Origin of the sequence: Agreia sp. PsM10 (assembly GCF_030433855.1) — a bacterium.
GTDB lineage: Bacteria > Actinomycetota > Actinomycetes > Actinomycetales > Microbacteriaceae > Agreia.
On record NZ_JARUXC010000006.1, the window covers coordinates 24,811 to 37,471 of the forward strand.

Sequence of the window (12,661 nt, forward strand, 5' to 3'; positions counted from 1 at the left end):
ACCGCCAGCTCAGCGGTTCACTCGAACGTCTTGACGCCGCCACGCTTCAGTCACGGTGACTCCCCATGTCCAACTGCGGCCGCGACGGCATCCTCCATGGATTGGGGTTCACGGCCGAGCAGCTGGGTCAGGTCGGTGGCAGGTCGGGCGAATCCGCCCACTCGGATCTCCCTGTGCACGTCCATCATCAGGTCGACGACATGTGCCGGCAGGCCTCGCCGTTGGAAGAGTCGGCGTTGCTCATCGTTGGAAACATTCCGGTACATCACAGGCCTCGAGGTTGCTCGTTCAACGGCCGCCGCGAGCTCAGCGAACCCCCACAACCGGTCACCAGTGAGGTCGTACGTCTTGCCCGCGTGCCCCTTTCCGAGCATCACCGTGGCGGTGGCTTCAGCAAGATCGTCCCTCGTCGCCGAGACCAAACGCGCACCGCCGACATTGGCCCGCACCAGACCGGTCGTCGCGTACTCGGACACGGACACGAAATTGATCCAGTTCTCGGTGTACTCACCGTTACGAAGAAACGTCCACGACATGCCGCTCCGACGGATCAGATCCTCCGTTGCGGAATGCATTTTATCGACAGGCGTGGCCCGCCGATCGCAATCGACCAGGGATGTGTACACCACCCGGCCCACCCGAGCCGCGGTGGCAGCGGCGACCACCGCGGCGTGCTGCACCATTCGGGCCGGGTCTGGAGCGTTCGATGCCACGAACAGCAACGTCTCGACTCCCGCAAAGGCCACCTCAAGGGAATCGGGTTGATCAAAGTCAGCCCACCGACCACTCCCTGGGAGATTGGACGGGATGCGCGCTAAACCGATCACGTTGTCTGCGCCTAGGCAGTCTCGAACAGACGCGAGTACCCGAGAACCCAGTTTGCCGCTTGCGCCAGTGATTCCAATCATGTCCACCTCGTCACTTTCCCAATGAAAGTAACAGTCTGAGATGAAATTAAGCAACTCGTGGAAAGCGGTCCCAGTAGGATCGATCCATGGTCGCCGAATCACATCCCCCGCCGAACGACTCGGCAGAGTGGGCCATCTTCGACCGAGCCGGCGAAGCGCGCGCCCTCCTGGACCAGGTGACTGGTCGGTGGGGGATGCTCGTAATTATGGGCCTCAGCTCGGGGCGGAAGAGATTCGGCGAGCTCCATACCCTCGTCGAAGGGTGCAGTGAGAAGATGCTCGCAAAAGCGCTCAGGGAGCTGGAACGCTCAGGGCTTGTGACCCGCACCCCTTACCCGACCATTCCGCCACGCGTCGACTACGAGCTCACCCTCCTTGGCCACGAAGCAGCACTCCCCGCAATCGCCTTGGCAACCTGGGTTCAAGCCAGCAGCGCGGCGGTCGCTCGACACCAGCGCGAGCACGACATCCGACAGCGGAAACCGACCAAGTACGACTGAGTGCGGCTCACCCGAGCAGCCCGCGAAACTGACCAACGAACGGTCGCGGGGTGGACAATCCGTTCCCCGTCAAGACTGAGTCAAGGCGGTCCGCGGAGCGCTGAGGTGCGGGATAGGGCCGCCTCGCGTGCCGGTCAGACGACACTTTCCCGCACCTCAATGGGCCATCGGCCGGGTACGGTCGGCCGTCGCTACTTCTGGGCCGCCTTCACGTAGGCGACGATCGCGTTCGCGTGACCATGCCCCAGGCCATGATCCGCCTTCAGCGTCGACACCACCTGCATGTGCGTGTTGTCGACGAGCTGTGCGCTCACGAGGTCGAGCCATTCCTGGATCGGCTTGCCATAGGTCTTCTCGATGCTTGGAAAATACGACGCCGGCCCCTTCAGCTTGGAGCCGTCGGTGGGCTGCTTCGGGGCGAGAACGCGGTCTGGGCTCATGGAGACACGATATTGGGCCGGGCCGAATCGCGCACGCAGAAAGCCTGCATACACCCCTCGCCATCACCGGTAGCGTCGTTGCCATGGCCCGCGCATACCGCTCACCCCGACGAGAAGCGGATGCCGCCTCCACTCGAGCGGCGATCATCGCGGCCGGCGAGAAGCTGTTCGTGCGCGACGGCTATGCCGCCACGTCGCTCCGGGCGATCGCCGACGAGGCACAGGTGTCCCTTCCGACCGTGCAACAGCAGGGCGGCAAGCACTCCCTGCTGATCGCCGCTTTCGAGGTGGCGTTCGCCGGAGACGAGGGAACCCACTCCCTCGCCGACCGGCCGTCCATGGCGGCGATCATGGGCGAGCCCGATTTCGAGACGGCAGTTCGGCGCTACGTCGACTTCCTCGGGGCCGCGCATCAGCGCTCCGCGGGCATCGTGAAGGCGATGTCCGCGGCCGCCGACGCGGATACTGCCGTGCGAGCGGCGTACGACGAGCTCGAACAGCGTCGCCACAGAGACATGACCATCGCGGCGCACTGGTTCGCAGGCCGCGGCCGCATCCCCGAATCGAGTGCCGACGCCGCCGCCGACGTGCTCAGCTACGTCACCGGAGCCGACGCCTACCTGCACTTCACCCGCTCTCGGGGCTGGTCGCCAGAGCAGTGGTCGGACTGGACGAGCCGACAGCTGCTCACCCTCGCCGAGCAACTGCCCGAGCCCACCCCCGCCGCAGAATGAGTGCGTGACGCCCGCTCGACACGTCACTATGCTCGTCGTCATGAACACCGCGACTCGGCGCTCCATCGGCGTCACCATGGTCATCATCGGCATCGTGATGGGGGCGATCGGCCTCGTCCTCGATCTCAACGGCGGTCCTTCGGCGCTGCACGTTCTGACGTGGGTCGGCGGCGGCCTGTTCGGCTACGGCTTCGTGACGCTCATCTACTCCCGCCGCGGCGAACTCAAATAACCCGTTCCGGGGTGACGCCGCGCGGCGCACCGGCTCAGGCCAGGTACGCCTCGACGAACAACGCCCCGCGAATGACCCGCAGCTCGTCGAGCACGCGCTCGATCAGCGCCGCGTTGACCCCGGATGCCGCCACGTCGTGCGGGCCGAGCGGTTGCAGGGCGCCGCAGCGGATGCGGATGACCTGCCACCCCACCTCGCGCAGCAGCCTGTCTTTACGGCGGTCGACGGCCTCACGGGTGCCCACGTGCTCGAGGCCGAACTTGCCGATGGTGTCGTACTCGATCGCCACCTTCAGCTCGGGAATGACGATGTCGGGCCACACCTCCGCCCGGTCGAAGAACGGTCGCGAGACCGCCACGGCGTTGGGGGTCATGTCGAGCGCCAGCCTGCGCGCCAGCTTCTGACGCAGCGCGCCCTCGGCGGCCGAGCTCGGCCGCGGTGCGCGGTCGCTGACGAACGCCTCGCCCGGCGCACGGCCGCTGTGCGGTGCCCGCGCGCTCGCGACGCGTCGCGCATCCGGTTTCGAGGCCGCCCGCGGCGGCGTGTCTGCGGTGCGGATGCGACGGGGCGCGGCGAGCGCGGAGCAGTCGGGGCACCACGACGATCGGCGTCGGGTGCGGCCCGGGCGGGTGCGCTGCTCGTCTGGCGTGGCCACGAAGACGTGCCCGGAGTCGCACTGCCAGGTGAGGTAGACGTCGGCGGCGGGCGGTATCTGGGTGAGCACGATGCCGGCGTTGAGGTCGGGGTGGAACTGGCGGGCGAGCACGGGATAGCGCTGCCAGTCGTCGCGATAGGAGCCCACGGCGTAGGGCACCTCGGCCCCCTTCGACCACTGGCGTCGCGACCACCAGGCCTGTACGTTCTCCGGCACCGCACCTCCCGCTGAAGAATCTAAGCGGGACCCCCGACACCGCCCCGATTCGCGCCGAGCGCCTCGGGCCGCCAGCCGCGCCTGTGCGCACGGATCAGCAGCGCGATGCCCTCGATCGGAAGGATGACGAACGGGATGAGGATGGCCAGGTGCGAGACGCCCGCGAACCCGACGGGCAGCGTGGGCGATGCGGCATCCGGATCGGTGGCCTCGACGATGGCGACGACGGCCAGAACGACCACCACCGACACGACGGGAATCAGCCACATCACCAGCTTCTCGCGGCGCGACCATGCTGCCGACAGCGAGACCCAGACGAGACCGACGAGCGGCCCCAGAACCGGCACGATGAAGCTGCCGACGATGAGCACGAGCACCGCCACGATCGAGAGGGTTCGGCCGGGCGCCGGCTCGGCGACGGGTGCCGGTTCGGCGACGGGTGCCGGTTCGGCGACGGGTGCCGCCGTTCCGGCGCGGGCCTCGGCCGCGATGAGGGCGGGATCGCCCAGATCGGCGATGCGCGCCGCGGCGTCGGCTGCATCGAGCCCGGCGAGTTCTTCGCGGATTCCCGACACGATCTCTGCGCGCACGCTCGGTTCGACTCCGACCAGGGCCGAGTCGAGCCGGGCGAGGTAGGCGGTCACGGTGTTCGAAGAAGGTTCGGTCATGAGTCGTCCTTTCCGACGAGGTCGTGCACGGTGGCGGCGAAGGGGCCCCATTGAAGCCGGAAGGTCTCGAGCTGCGCGTCGCCCTCGGCGGTGAGCCGGTAGTACTTGCGCACGGGGCCTGAAGCGGATGCCTCGTCGTAGGCCGTGACGAGACCCTGGTTTCGCAGGCGCGAGAGCATGGGGTAGAGCGTGCCGATGCTGGCGATCATGCCCGCTTTCACGAGGCGCTCGGAGAGCTGCCAGCCGTACATGGGCTCGCGCGAGAGCAGCCCGAGCACGCAGAACTCCACCACGCCCTTGCGCAGTTGAGCACCCACATCCACTGTCATGCTTTGCACGTTACCTTGTTATGCATGATAGATGCAAGGCGCTAGCGTTTCTGCGGATTGTGTAACAATGTTCCTCATGACCGCTGTCTTCGCCGTGCTGTTCGCGGCGCTCTGCTTCGCCACGACGGGCACCGCCCAGGCGCTCGCAGACGTCGACGGGTCGGCGCTCTCGATCGGCGCGGCCCGTGTGCTCGTGGGCGGCGGCCTTCTCGGCGTGATCGCGCTCGTCGCGTTGCTCCGGCGGCGACGCCGGCCGCGCTCGGATCGTGCGCGCCGCGACGGGGGCGTGCCGAGCGGGGCCGTGCCGAGCTGGGTCGTCATCGTCGTGGGGGCTCTCGGAGTTCTGGCCTATCAGCCGACATTCTTCGCCGGCACCCGGCTCAACGGGGTCGCCATCGGAACCGTCGTCGCCCTGGGCTCCGCCCCCGTGTTCACGGGCATCCTGAATGCGGCCATCCGCCGCAGCCGACCGACATCACGATGGGCGGTCGCGACGGCCGTCGCCCTGGCCGGCGTCGTGCTCGTGTCGGGGGTCGCGGGCAACGGGAGCGGACAGCAGATCGCTCCCGTGGGCATCCTGGCGTCGCTCGGCGCCGGGGCCTCGTATGCGGTGTACGCCATCGCGAGCAAGCTCCTGCTCGACCGGGAATGGAGCACGTCGGCATCGATGGGCGCCGTCTTCGGCGTCGCCTCCGTCTTCAGCGTGCCGGTGCTGCTGAGCACCTCGCTGGCGTGGCTCACGACGACCGAGGGAGTGCTGCTCGTGCTCTGGCTCGGCGTCGTCACGATCGTGGTCGCCTATCTTCTCTTCGGCTGGGGACTCAAGCGCCTGGCCCCCACGACGGTCGCCTCCCTGACACTGGCGGAACCGCTCGTCGCCACGCTGCTGGGGCTGATCGTTCTGCGCGAGACCCTCTCCGCCCCCGCGATCGTCGGGCTGATCATCATGGCGGTGGGACTGACGATCCTGACGCTCCCCACTCGGCGGAAGGGATTCGTGCGTGACACCGCGACGTCGTGACGACCACGTGAGTCCCACCACGGCCGCGCAGCTGGCGGATGCCCTGCGTGCCCGCATCCTCGACGGAGACGTCGAGCCCGGAGCCCCGCTGCGCGAAGAGGAGCTTGCCCTGCGGCACGGAGTCTCGAGGCACACGGTGCGCACGGCACTCGCGGCACTCGCGTCCGAGCGCCTCGTCGAGGCCGCTGCCTATCGGGGCGCGCGCGTCGCCGTCCTCGACGATGAATCGCTCATCGCGCTGCAGCAGCTCCGAGGGGCGCTCGAGACCGAGGCCGTGCGACTCACGACGGAGATCCACGGCAGGTCGTGGCCCGACGAGGTGACCATGCCGATTCACGCGGCCGTCGACGATCTCGCCCGGGCCGAGGCATCCGGCGACTGGCCTGCGATCACGCGCGCCCACGCCCTCGTTCACCGCACGATCGTCGCCGCAGCAGGCAGTCCGCGCATCGCCGAGGCCCACCGGCTTCTCGAGTCGGAGATCCTCCTGCTGCTCGCGCACGTGCGACCCGACTATCCGCCGGGCGCCCTCGCGCACGAACACCGCGCCTACCTCGTCGACGTCATGGGATCAGGCGGCGACGCGGTCCGCGCCCACCTCGACCACTCGACCGCACTCATCCGCGCCGCGAGGTCATCGCCCGATGCCGACTGACCGACGAGACCTCGTCAGCTCGCTGTGTCGCCGGTCCACTGGGCGAGGGCGGCGATGAATCCGCGCACGAGGCGGTCGAAGCTGCGGTCGACGTCGGCGGCCAGGGCGAACGAGCCACTGGTCTCGAGCGAGACGAACCCGTGCAGCGTCGCGCGGAACGCCCGGATCGCGTCGATGGCGTCATCGCCCTCGAGGTTGTAGGCGGCGAGTACATCGGCGATGAGCTGCACGGCCTCGATCGACACGGCCTCGTCTTCGACGTCGCCCGGCGCCGGCATGAGATTGGATGCCTCGTACCGCGCCGGGTGGGCGCGCGCCCAGTCGCGATAGGCGTGAGACATCGACGAGATCGCGTCGGCTCCCGAACGACCCACGGATGCGCGCGCCAGCACCCCGCCCAGGTCGCGTTTCGCGTGCACGGCCATGTCGCGCTGCAGTCCGGCCATCGAGTCGATGTGCTTGTAGAGGGAGGGCTGTCGCACCCCGAGCCTGTCTGCGAGGGCGGCGAGCGTGAGCTTCGCGAGCCCTACCTCGTCGGCCATCACGGCCGCCTCTTCGGCGACGCGGTCCCGGGTCAGGCCGGCCCTAGGCACGTGCTCGTCTTTCCATGACTCAAGGGTGACCCGGGCACCCGGCTAATGTCAATAGCTTTTTCACTTAGGCTATTGACATTAGCTAACCGGGGATGCACAGTAGCTTCATGACTTCCACTTCATCGTCTTCGCCCGTCACCCGGTTCATCTCGCGCCCAGAGGGCCGCGTGGCCTACGACATCCAGGGCACCGGCCCGCTCCTTGTTCTCGTCCCCGGAATGGGCGAGTTGCGCTCGTCGTACCGCCACCTCACCCCGTCGCTCGTCGCCGCCGGCTACACGGTCGCAACGACCGATCTCCGCGGCCACGGCGACAGCGACACCTCGTTCACGTCGTACGGCGACGTCGAGACGGCGGCCGACATCCGGGCCCTGATCACCGAGCTGGGCCGCCCGGCCGTGATCGTCGGCAACTCCCTGGCAGCCGGAGCGGCCGTGATCGTCGCGGCCGAGCATCCTGCCCAGGTCGACGGACTCGTGCTCGTGGGTCCGTTCGTGCGCAATCCGCCCGCGAACGCGCTCATCACCGGGGCATTCCGCGTCATGATGAACCCGCTCTGGATCGCGTCGGTCTGGAAGGCCTACATGCCCACCCTCTACTCCGGCCGCAAGCCCGACGACTTCGACGAGTACCGCTCGGCCGTCGTATCCAGCCTCAAGCGCAGCGCGTACGGCAAGGCCTTCTCGCTCACCACCCGGCAGACCACCCACGACCCCGCCGAGGCGCAGCTCGGAGGGGTGACGGCACCCACGCTCGTGATCATGGGCGAGAAGGATCCCGACTTCAAGAACCCCGCGGCCGAGGCCGCCTTCATCGGCGAAGCGCTGGCAGCGAAGGTCGTGATGGTGCCGGAGGCCGGCCACTACCCCCAGGCCCAGCAGCCGAAGATCACCTCCGACGCGATCCTCGCCTTCCTCAAGGCGCTCCCCCGCGCGTGAGTCAGTAGTTCCTCTTGCGGACTACACGTACCGGTGCGCCGGTACCTATAGTCCGCAACGGGAACAACTACCCTGACGCAGCCGGAACGTCGTCGTCGACGATGTTGTTGACGGCCCAGTCCGCGAGCGCTATGGCGTGCGGCAGCAAGGTCTTCGCGGTCGGTGTGAGCTCGTATTCGACACGGGGCGGCACCTCGGCGTAGGCCGTTCGGGTGACCAGACCGTCTCTGCCGAGGTGCATCAGCGTGCGGGACAGCATGCGCTGCGAGACGCCCGGGATGCGACGCTGCAGCTCCGTGAAGCGCAGGCGCTGGTCGTCGAGGGTCGCGATGACCAGCAGGGTCCACTTGTCGGCGATCCGGTCGAGCAGAGACCGGATGGCCCGCCCTTGATCGCCGCGGATCAGGCAGACGTTCTCGTAGTCCGACACCCTCGACCTCTTCACAGTTACACGTGTGTGCCTTTTGCAGGGCTCCTTCGGAGCGCCCATACTGGCGATGCTTACCAAGCGTAACTATGAAAGAGGATCGCCATGCTGATCGCCTACTGGATCGTCGGAGGCCTTCTGGCCCTGTTCTACCTGTACTCGGGGGGCATCAAGCTCATCCAGTCGAAGGACCGGCTGCGCCCGATGATGCAGTGGGTCGACGACATGCCCATCGGCGCGGTTCGCACCATCGGCCTCGTCGAGGTGCTGGGAGCGATCGGGCTCATCGTGCCGCCGCTCGTCGGCATCCTGCCGTGGCTGAGCCTCGCCGCGGCCGTCGGATTGTTCGCCGTGCAGGTCGGGGCCGCGGTGGTCCACCTCCGCCGACACGACACGATCTGGATGAACCTCGCACTGGCCGTGGCCGCGGCGATCGTGGTGTGGCTCTCGACCGTCTGGTTGTGACGCGGGCACCCAGGTCGGAGGGCAAGGCACCTGGCCGACCCGGGCCACCGGGCGAATAATGGAGCACACCGCCACTCCCTACGAACGATGAGGACTCGACCATGGCCACGGTGCACGAACTGCTCGACACGAATCTGTTCCGCGTCTTCAATAACCGCGACGCCGCCGATCGGAGACGAGTGATCGACGAGACCTACACCGACGATGTGGAGTTCACCGATCCCGAGGGAACCGTCGTCGGCCGCGATGCGCTCGACGAGAAAGCGGGCGACTTGCTCGCCACGGCACCCGCCGATTTCGAGTTCGTCACCGACGGCATCCATTACGAGTCTGCCGACACCGGCGCCCTGCCGTGGGCCTTCGGCCCGGCGGGCTCCCCGGTCGTGCGTGGCCTCGACATCGTGACCGTGCGCGATGGACGCATCAGGACGATGCGCACCCTGCTCGTCGAGGTCGCTCAGCCCGAGTAGCTGCGCACCGCGCCGCCTACAGCAGGGTTGTCAGCACTCCGCCGTCGGCGCGCAGGGCGGCTCCGTTCGTCGCCGACGAGAGCGGGCTCGCCAGGTAGGCGGCCAGGTGGGCGATCTCGTCGGCGTCGATGAAGCGCTCGAGCAGAGAGGTGTGATTCGCGCCGATGATCGCCGACTTCAGCTGCTCGGTCGGCACCCCCTGAGCCTGTGCGATGCGGTCGACGGTCGCCGCGACGCCGTCGGAGTAGGTCGGACCTCCCAGGATCGTATTCACCGTCACGGCTGTGCCGCGGGTGAGTTTGGCCAGGCCGTTGCCCAGCGCGATCGTGGCCGCCTTGGTCACGCCGTAGTGCACCATGTCGACGGGCACACTCACGCCCGATTCGCTCGAGATGAACAGGATGCGACCCCATCGCCGTGCGAGCATGTGCGGAAGCAGGGCCCGCGACAGACGCACCCCGCTCATCAGGTTGACGTCGAGGTAGCGCGCCCAGTCGGCATCCGTGATGTCGGCGAAGGGCGTGACGTCGAAGAGGCCCACGTTATTGATCAGGATGTCGACACGACCGATCGACTCGATCAGTCGCTGCACGTCGGCGACGTCTGAGAAGTCGGCGGCGATCCCCGTGACGACGGCACCGGAGACCTCGCTGCGCAGGCGCTGCACCGACTCCTGCACCCGTGCGTCATCCCGACCGTTGATCACGACCTCGACGCCCTCCTGAAGCAGCGCCCTCGCGATCGCGTAGCCGATGCCCTGAGTCGAGCCGCTGATGAAGGCGCGTTTGTCGGCGAGTTGCAGATCCATGGGGTTTTGTCCTTTTTTACTTGACTGGGTAAGTAAAAGGTAAACGAATTCACTTGACTGAGCAACTAAAGGGGTAGCCTTGGACTATGAGCAACGAGTCCGACGGATCACCTCTCACCGGCGACGACCTGGCCACTTGGGCGGCGCTCGCAACTGTTCTCGAGTGGCTGCCGCCCGCGCTCGACGCCCGACTCGTGCGCGACTTCGATCTCACCCACTTCGAGTACGGCATCCTCTACGCCCTGGCCACGTCACCCGAGCGGACCCTTCGCATGACCGTGCTCGCGGGCTACGCGAACAGTTCGCTCTCGCGGCTGTCACGAGCGGCGACCCGACTCGAAGGGCGCGGGTGGATTTCGCGCACGCGTGACCCCGCTGACGGGCGCTCGACTCTTGCGCTGCTCACCGCGCAGGGTCTCGAGGTGTTCGAGAAGGCCACTCCCGTGCACGAGCAGAATGTCAGAGAACTGGTGCTCGACCCCCTCACCAGCGCTCAGAAGAACCAGCTGCGTGCGATCAGCCGTCGCATCCAGCAGGCGATCCGCGCGAACGACGGGTGGGCGCCGCGGTAGCCACCGCCGTCCAGGCTCGAACGGGAGGAGATTCGGGGCCACCGACACCCATAGGGGCGCGCAACCCATGAATCTCCGCCCGAAAACTCCGCGGCGGCGGACTCAGCGCAGGATGCCTCGGGTGCGGGCCTCGGAGACGGCCGCGGTGCGCGAGCTCACGCCCAGCTTCGTGAAGATGTGGGCGAGATGCGACTTGACGGTGGTCTCGCTCACGAAGAGGTCGCCGGCGACCTCGGTATTGGAGCGGCCGGAGGCCACCAGCTCGAGAACCTCGATCTCGCGAGAGCTCAGGCTCGCCTGGGGCGCACGCATGCGGCTGAGCAGGCGCGACGCGATCACCGGCGCGAGGGCGCTCTCACCCGCAGCGGCCGCCCGCACGGCCGCGATGAGCTCGTGCGGCGGCGCGTCCTTGAGCAGGTAGCCGCTGGCGCCGGCCTCGACGGCGCCCAGGATGTCGGCGTCGGAGTCGTAGTTCGTGAGCACCAGCACGTAAGGCGCCGCATCGAGAGCCCGGATGCGGCGGGTCGCGTCGGCGCCCGTGGCCCGTGACCGGGCCCCGAACTGCAGGTCCATCAGAACGACATCCGGATTCTCGTGCACGGTCGCGGCCACCGCCTCGTCGGGAGTCGCGGCCTCGGCCACGACCTCGATGTCGTCTTCGAGACCGAAAAGCGCGATGAGGCCGGAACGCACGATGGGATGGTCGTCGGCGACGACGAGCCTGATCACGAGACGTTCTCGAGCGCGAGTTCGACCGCGAGCGTCGTGCCGCTCCCAGGCGAGGAGTCGACGATCAGCTCTCCGCCGAGCTGTCCGACGCGTTCCCGGGCCGCCTGCAGGCCGAACGAGTCGGACCGGCCGCCCCGCGCATCCGGCACCTGCCCCGGGTCGAAGCCCGTGCCGTCGTCGACGATGCTGAAGCGCAGCCGACGATCCTGCACCTCGAGGGTGATCGTCGCCTCCGCGGCGTGAGCGTGCTGAATGATGTTCGCGACGGCGCCCTGGGCGATGCGCAGGAGCGCGGTCTGCAGGTGCATGGGCAGCGGGGCCGCATCGGAGACGCGCACGGTCACCTGCAGTCCCTGCGTTCGCCACGGGCCCGACGCGAGTCGACGAAGCGCCCCGCCGAGGCCGTTGTCGTCGAGCTGCGGGGGCGTCAGTTCGCTGATGAAGCGTCGGGCGTCTGCAAGATTGTCGGCCGCGGTCTCGCGGGCGAGCCGGATGTGCTCCACGCCCGGCCGCTCGGGGTCGGCCCTCTCGGCCGCGTGCAGCAGCATCTGGATGCTCGACAGTCCCTGGGCGAGGGTGTCATGGATCTCGCGGGCGAGCCGGGCGCGTTCGGCGAGCACGCCGGACTCGTGCTCGGTGGCGGCGAGCTGGCCGCGGGCTGCCAGGAGCTCCTGCACCAGGGCCTCGCGCTGCTGCGCCTCCTGCGCGAGCGCCTGGTAGCCGAGGCCGATGAGCAAGGCGACGCCCGCGCCCACGATCGGGCCGACGACCCCGCCGACGCTCCATCCGCCATGGACGCCCAGGGCGCAGATCGCGACGACGGTCGCGATCACGATCGCGCCGGAACCCCACCACCGGCCGAGTAGATGCAGGAAGAGGAAGAACAGAGGGAAGACGAGATAGGCGGCCTCGGGCGTCAGCCATAGGAGGGCGACCCACTCGACGATGAGTGCTGCGAGCCACACCAATGCGGGCGGGCGGCCTCGACCGCGCGCGATCCCGGCCACGAATCCCCCGGCCGCGTAGGTGGCCATCAGCAGGATCGCCAGCGCGACGACCGCCGGGCTCGCATCGGTCGGCGCCGCGATCGCGCGAACGACGACCAGCCCCGCGAGCACGGCGAAGAGAACGTGAAGACCGGTGCGCAGGCCCACGAAGACCGGGGTGAGCGCGGTGTGGGCCATGAATCGAACTCTACGCGTCGGCCCGGCGGCCGCATCGTCCGAAAGGACGACTCCCCAGCCCGTCGATCGGTCGCGGGCGGCCGTGCGTCAGACGGATGCCACGGCGATGGTCCCACG

19 protein-coding genes are annotated in these 12,661 nt (G+C 68.2%); 9 read left to right on the forward strand and 10 right to left on the reverse strand.

The window, feature by feature from the left end:
• Window positions 1–50 precede the first annotated feature (50 nt).
• On the reverse strand, window positions 51–908 hold the full coding sequence (locus tag QCD70_RS09185) for an NAD(P)H-binding protein (RefSeq protein ID WP_301215354.1): 858 nt from the start codon (window positions 906–908) through the stop codon (window positions 51–53).
• An 86-nt stretch (window positions 909–994) separates the two neighbouring features.
• Here QCD70_RS09185 and QCD70_RS09190 point away from each other — a divergent pair, with 86 nt between their 5' ends.
• The gene (locus tag QCD70_RS09190; protein WP_301215356.1) at window positions 995–1,408 is read left to right on the forward strand and encodes a winged helix-turn-helix transcriptional regulator; all 414 of its coding nucleotides are present in this window, start codon (window positions 995–997) and stop codon (window positions 1,406–1,408) included.
• A 191-nt stretch (window positions 1,409–1,599) separates the two neighbouring features.
• Here the strand turns inward: QCD70_RS09190 and QCD70_RS09195 are convergent, their stop codons facing one another.
• Window positions 1,600–1,848 (reverse strand): DUF4287 domain-containing protein, encoded by a 249-nt coding sequence (locus QCD70_RS09195; protein WP_301215358.1) that lies wholly within the window; start codon window positions 1,846–1,848, stop codon window positions 1,600–1,602.
• An 83-nt stretch (window positions 1,849–1,931) separates the two neighbouring features.
• Between QCD70_RS09195 and QCD70_RS09200 the strand changes: the two genes are divergently transcribed.
• Both QCD70_RS09200 and QCD70_RS09205 read left to right on the forward strand, forming a co-directional pair.
• Entirely contained in the window at window positions 1,932–2,582 is a 651-nt protein-coding gene (locus tag QCD70_RS09200) for a TetR/AcrR family transcriptional regulator (RefSeq protein WP_301215360.1), read from the forward strand.
• A gap of 40 nt (window positions 2,583–2,622) precedes the next feature.
• The gene (locus QCD70_RS09205) at window positions 2,623–2,814 is read left to right on the forward strand and encodes a hypothetical protein (protein WP_301215362.1); all 192 of its coding nucleotides are present in this window, start codon (window positions 2,623–2,625) and stop codon (window positions 2,812–2,814) included.
• 34 nt (window positions 2,815–2,848) lie between these two features.
• Here QCD70_RS09205 and QCD70_RS09210 read toward each other — a convergent pair whose 3' ends face one another.
• The 3 genes from QCD70_RS09210 to QCD70_RS09220 are packed head-to-tail and all read right to left on the reverse strand — an operon-like array spanning window position 2,849 to window position 4,682.
• Window positions 2,849–3,685, reverse strand: a complete 837-nt coding sequence (locus QCD70_RS09210; RefSeq protein WP_301215364.1) for a zinc-ribbon domain-containing protein — start codon at window positions 3,683–3,685, stop codon at window positions 2,849–2,851.
• A gap of 20 nt (window positions 3,686–3,705) precedes the next feature.
• Window positions 3,706–4,353, reverse strand: coding sequence for an HAAS signaling domain-containing protein (locus tag QCD70_RS09215; protein WP_301215366.1), 648 nt, complete (start codon window positions 4,351–4,353; stop codon window positions 3,706–3,708).
• The gene (locus tag QCD70_RS09220; protein ID WP_301215368.1) at window positions 4,350–4,682 is read right to left on the reverse strand and encodes a PadR family transcriptional regulator; all 333 of its coding nucleotides are present in this window, start codon (window positions 4,680–4,682) and stop codon (window positions 4,350–4,352) included. The genes QCD70_RS09215 and QCD70_RS09220 overlap by 4 nt, the downstream gene beginning before the upstream one ends.
• 76 nt (window positions 4,683–4,758) lie before the next feature.
• On the opposite strand from QCD70_RS09220, the gene QCD70_RS09225 reads away from it, so the two are divergent.
• Window positions 4,759–5,703 (forward strand): DMT family transporter, encoded by a 945-nt coding sequence (locus QCD70_RS09225; protein WP_301215370.1) that lies wholly within the window; start codon window positions 4,759–4,761, stop codon window positions 5,701–5,703.
• Window positions 5,684–6,358 carry a GntR family transcriptional regulator gene (locus QCD70_RS09230; RefSeq protein ID WP_301215371.1) on the forward strand — a complete coding sequence of 225 codons (675 nt, stop codon included), beginning with the start codon at window positions 5,684–5,686 and terminating at the stop codon, window positions 6,356–6,358. Before QCD70_RS09225 ends, QCD70_RS09230 begins: the two co-directional genes overlap by 20 nt.
• 14 nt (window positions 6,359–6,372) lie before the next feature.
• On the opposite strand, the gene QCD70_RS09235 is transcribed toward QCD70_RS09230, so the two are convergent.
• On the reverse strand, window positions 6,373–6,951 hold the full coding sequence (locus tag QCD70_RS09235) for a TetR/AcrR family transcriptional regulator (protein ID WP_301215373.1): 579 nt from the start codon (window positions 6,949–6,951) through the stop codon (window positions 6,373–6,375).
• A gap of 107 nt (window positions 6,952–7,058) precedes the next feature.
• Between QCD70_RS09235 and QCD70_RS09240 the strand changes: the two genes are divergently transcribed.
• A complete protein-coding gene (locus QCD70_RS09240; RefSeq protein ID WP_301215375.1) occupies window positions 7,059–7,889 on the forward strand; it encodes an alpha/beta fold hydrolase in 831 nt (276 codons plus the stop codon).
• Between the two features lie 67 nt (window positions 7,890–7,956).
• Here QCD70_RS09240 and QCD70_RS09245 read toward each other — a convergent pair whose 3' ends face one another.
• Complete coding sequence (locus tag QCD70_RS09245; protein ID WP_441004934.1) at window positions 7,957–8,334, reverse strand: winged helix-turn-helix transcriptional regulator; 378 nt, start codon at window positions 8,332–8,334, stop codon at window positions 7,957–7,959.
• 87 nt (window positions 8,335–8,421) lie between these two features.
• On the opposite strand from QCD70_RS09245, the gene QCD70_RS09250 reads away from it, so the two are divergent.
• Together QCD70_RS09250 and QCD70_RS09255 are read left to right on the forward strand one after the other, a co-directional pair.
• Window positions 8,422–8,781 (forward strand): DoxX family protein, encoded by a 360-nt coding sequence (locus tag QCD70_RS09250; protein ID WP_301215377.1) that lies wholly within the window; start codon window positions 8,422–8,424, stop codon window positions 8,779–8,781.
• A 101-nt stretch (window positions 8,782–8,882) separates the two neighbouring features.
• Window positions 8,883–9,251 (forward strand): nuclear transport factor 2 family protein, encoded by a 369-nt coding sequence (locus tag QCD70_RS09255; protein WP_301215380.1) that lies wholly within the window; start codon window positions 8,883–8,885, stop codon window positions 9,249–9,251.
• Window positions 9,252–9,267: 16 nt separating this feature from the next.
• On the opposite strand, the gene QCD70_RS09260 is transcribed toward QCD70_RS09255, so the two are convergent.
• On the reverse strand, window positions 9,268–10,059 hold the full coding sequence (locus QCD70_RS09260; protein WP_301215382.1) for an SDR family NAD(P)-dependent oxidoreductase: 792 nt from the start codon (window positions 10,057–10,059) through the stop codon (window positions 9,268–9,270).
• A gap of 86 nt (window positions 10,060–10,145) precedes the next feature.
• Here QCD70_RS09260 and QCD70_RS09265 point away from each other — a divergent pair, with 86 nt between their 5' ends.
• Complete coding sequence (locus QCD70_RS09265) at window positions 10,146–10,631, forward strand: MarR family winged helix-turn-helix transcriptional regulator (RefSeq protein ID WP_301215384.1); 486 nt, start codon at window positions 10,146–10,148, stop codon at window positions 10,629–10,631.
• A gap of 102 nt (window positions 10,632–10,733) precedes the next feature.
• On the opposite strand, the gene QCD70_RS09270 is transcribed toward QCD70_RS09265, so the two are convergent.
• Together QCD70_RS09270 and QCD70_RS09275 are read right to left on the reverse strand one after the other, a co-directional pair.
• Window positions 10,734–11,360 (reverse strand): response regulator, encoded by a 627-nt coding sequence (locus QCD70_RS09270; RefSeq protein ID WP_301215386.1) that lies wholly within the window; start codon window positions 11,358–11,360, stop codon window positions 10,734–10,736.
• Window positions 11,357–12,544 (reverse strand): sensor histidine kinase, encoded by a 1,188-nt coding sequence (locus QCD70_RS09275; protein WP_301215388.1) that lies wholly within the window; start codon window positions 12,542–12,544, stop codon window positions 11,357–11,359. Before QCD70_RS09275 ends, QCD70_RS09270 begins: the two co-directional genes overlap by 4 nt.
• Between the last annotated feature and the right edge of the window lie 117 nt (window positions 12,545–12,661).

Bases quoted from the DNA above. Each gene is read 5' to 3' on its own strand.
- QCD70_RS09200 (WP_301215360.1), top strand. From the start codon at position 1,932: ATGGCCCGCGCATACCGCTCACCCCGACGAGAAGCGGATGCCGCCTCC.
- QCD70_RS09185 (WP_301215354.1), bottom strand. From the start codon at position 908: ATGATTGGAATCACTGGCGCAAGCGGCAAACTGGGTTCTCGGGTACTC.
- QCD70_RS09215 (WP_301215366.1), bottom strand. From the start codon at position 4,353: ATGACCGAACCTTCTTCGAACACCGTGACCGCCTACCTCGCCCGGCTC.
- QCD70_RS09205 (WP_301215362.1), top strand. From the start codon at position 2,623: ATGAACACCGCGACTCGGCGCTCCATCGGCGTCACCATGGTCATCATC.
- QCD70_RS09195 (WP_301215358.1), bottom strand. From the start codon at position 1,848: ATGAGCCCAGACCGCGTTCTCGCCCCGAAGCAGCCCACCGACGGCTCC.
- QCD70_RS09220 (WP_301215368.1), bottom strand. From the start codon at position 4,682: ATGACAGTGGATGTGGGTGCTCAACTGCGCAAGGGCGTGGTGGAGTTC.
- QCD70_RS09255 (WP_301215380.1), top strand. From the start codon at position 8,883: ATGGCCACGGTGCACGAACTGCTCGACACGAATCTGTTCCGCGTCTTC.
- QCD70_RS09190 (WP_301215356.1), top strand. From the start codon at position 995: ATGGTCGCCGAATCACATCCCCCGCCGAACGACTCGGCAGAGTGGGCC.
- QCD70_RS09260 (WP_301215382.1), bottom strand. From the start codon at position 10,059: ATGGATCTGCAACTCGCCGACAAACGCGCCTTCATCAGCGGCTCGACT.
- QCD70_RS09225 (WP_301215370.1), top strand. From the start codon at position 4,759: ATGACCGCTGTCTTCGCCGTGCTGTTCGCGGCGCTCTGCTTCGCCACG.
- QCD70_RS09265 (WP_301215384.1), top strand. From the start codon at position 10,146: ATGAGCAACGAGTCCGACGGATCACCTCTCACCGGCGACGACCTGGCC.
- QCD70_RS09240 (WP_301215375.1), top strand. From the start codon at position 7,059: ATGACTTCCACTTCATCGTCTTCGCCCGTCACCCGGTTCATCTCGCGC.
- QCD70_RS09250 (WP_301215377.1), top strand. From the start codon at position 8,422: ATGCTGATCGCCTACTGGATCGTCGGAGGCCTTCTGGCCCTGTTCTAC.
- QCD70_RS09275 (WP_301215388.1), bottom strand. From the start codon at position 12,544: ATGGCCCACACCGCGCTCACCCCGGTCTTCGTGGGCCTGCGCACCGGT.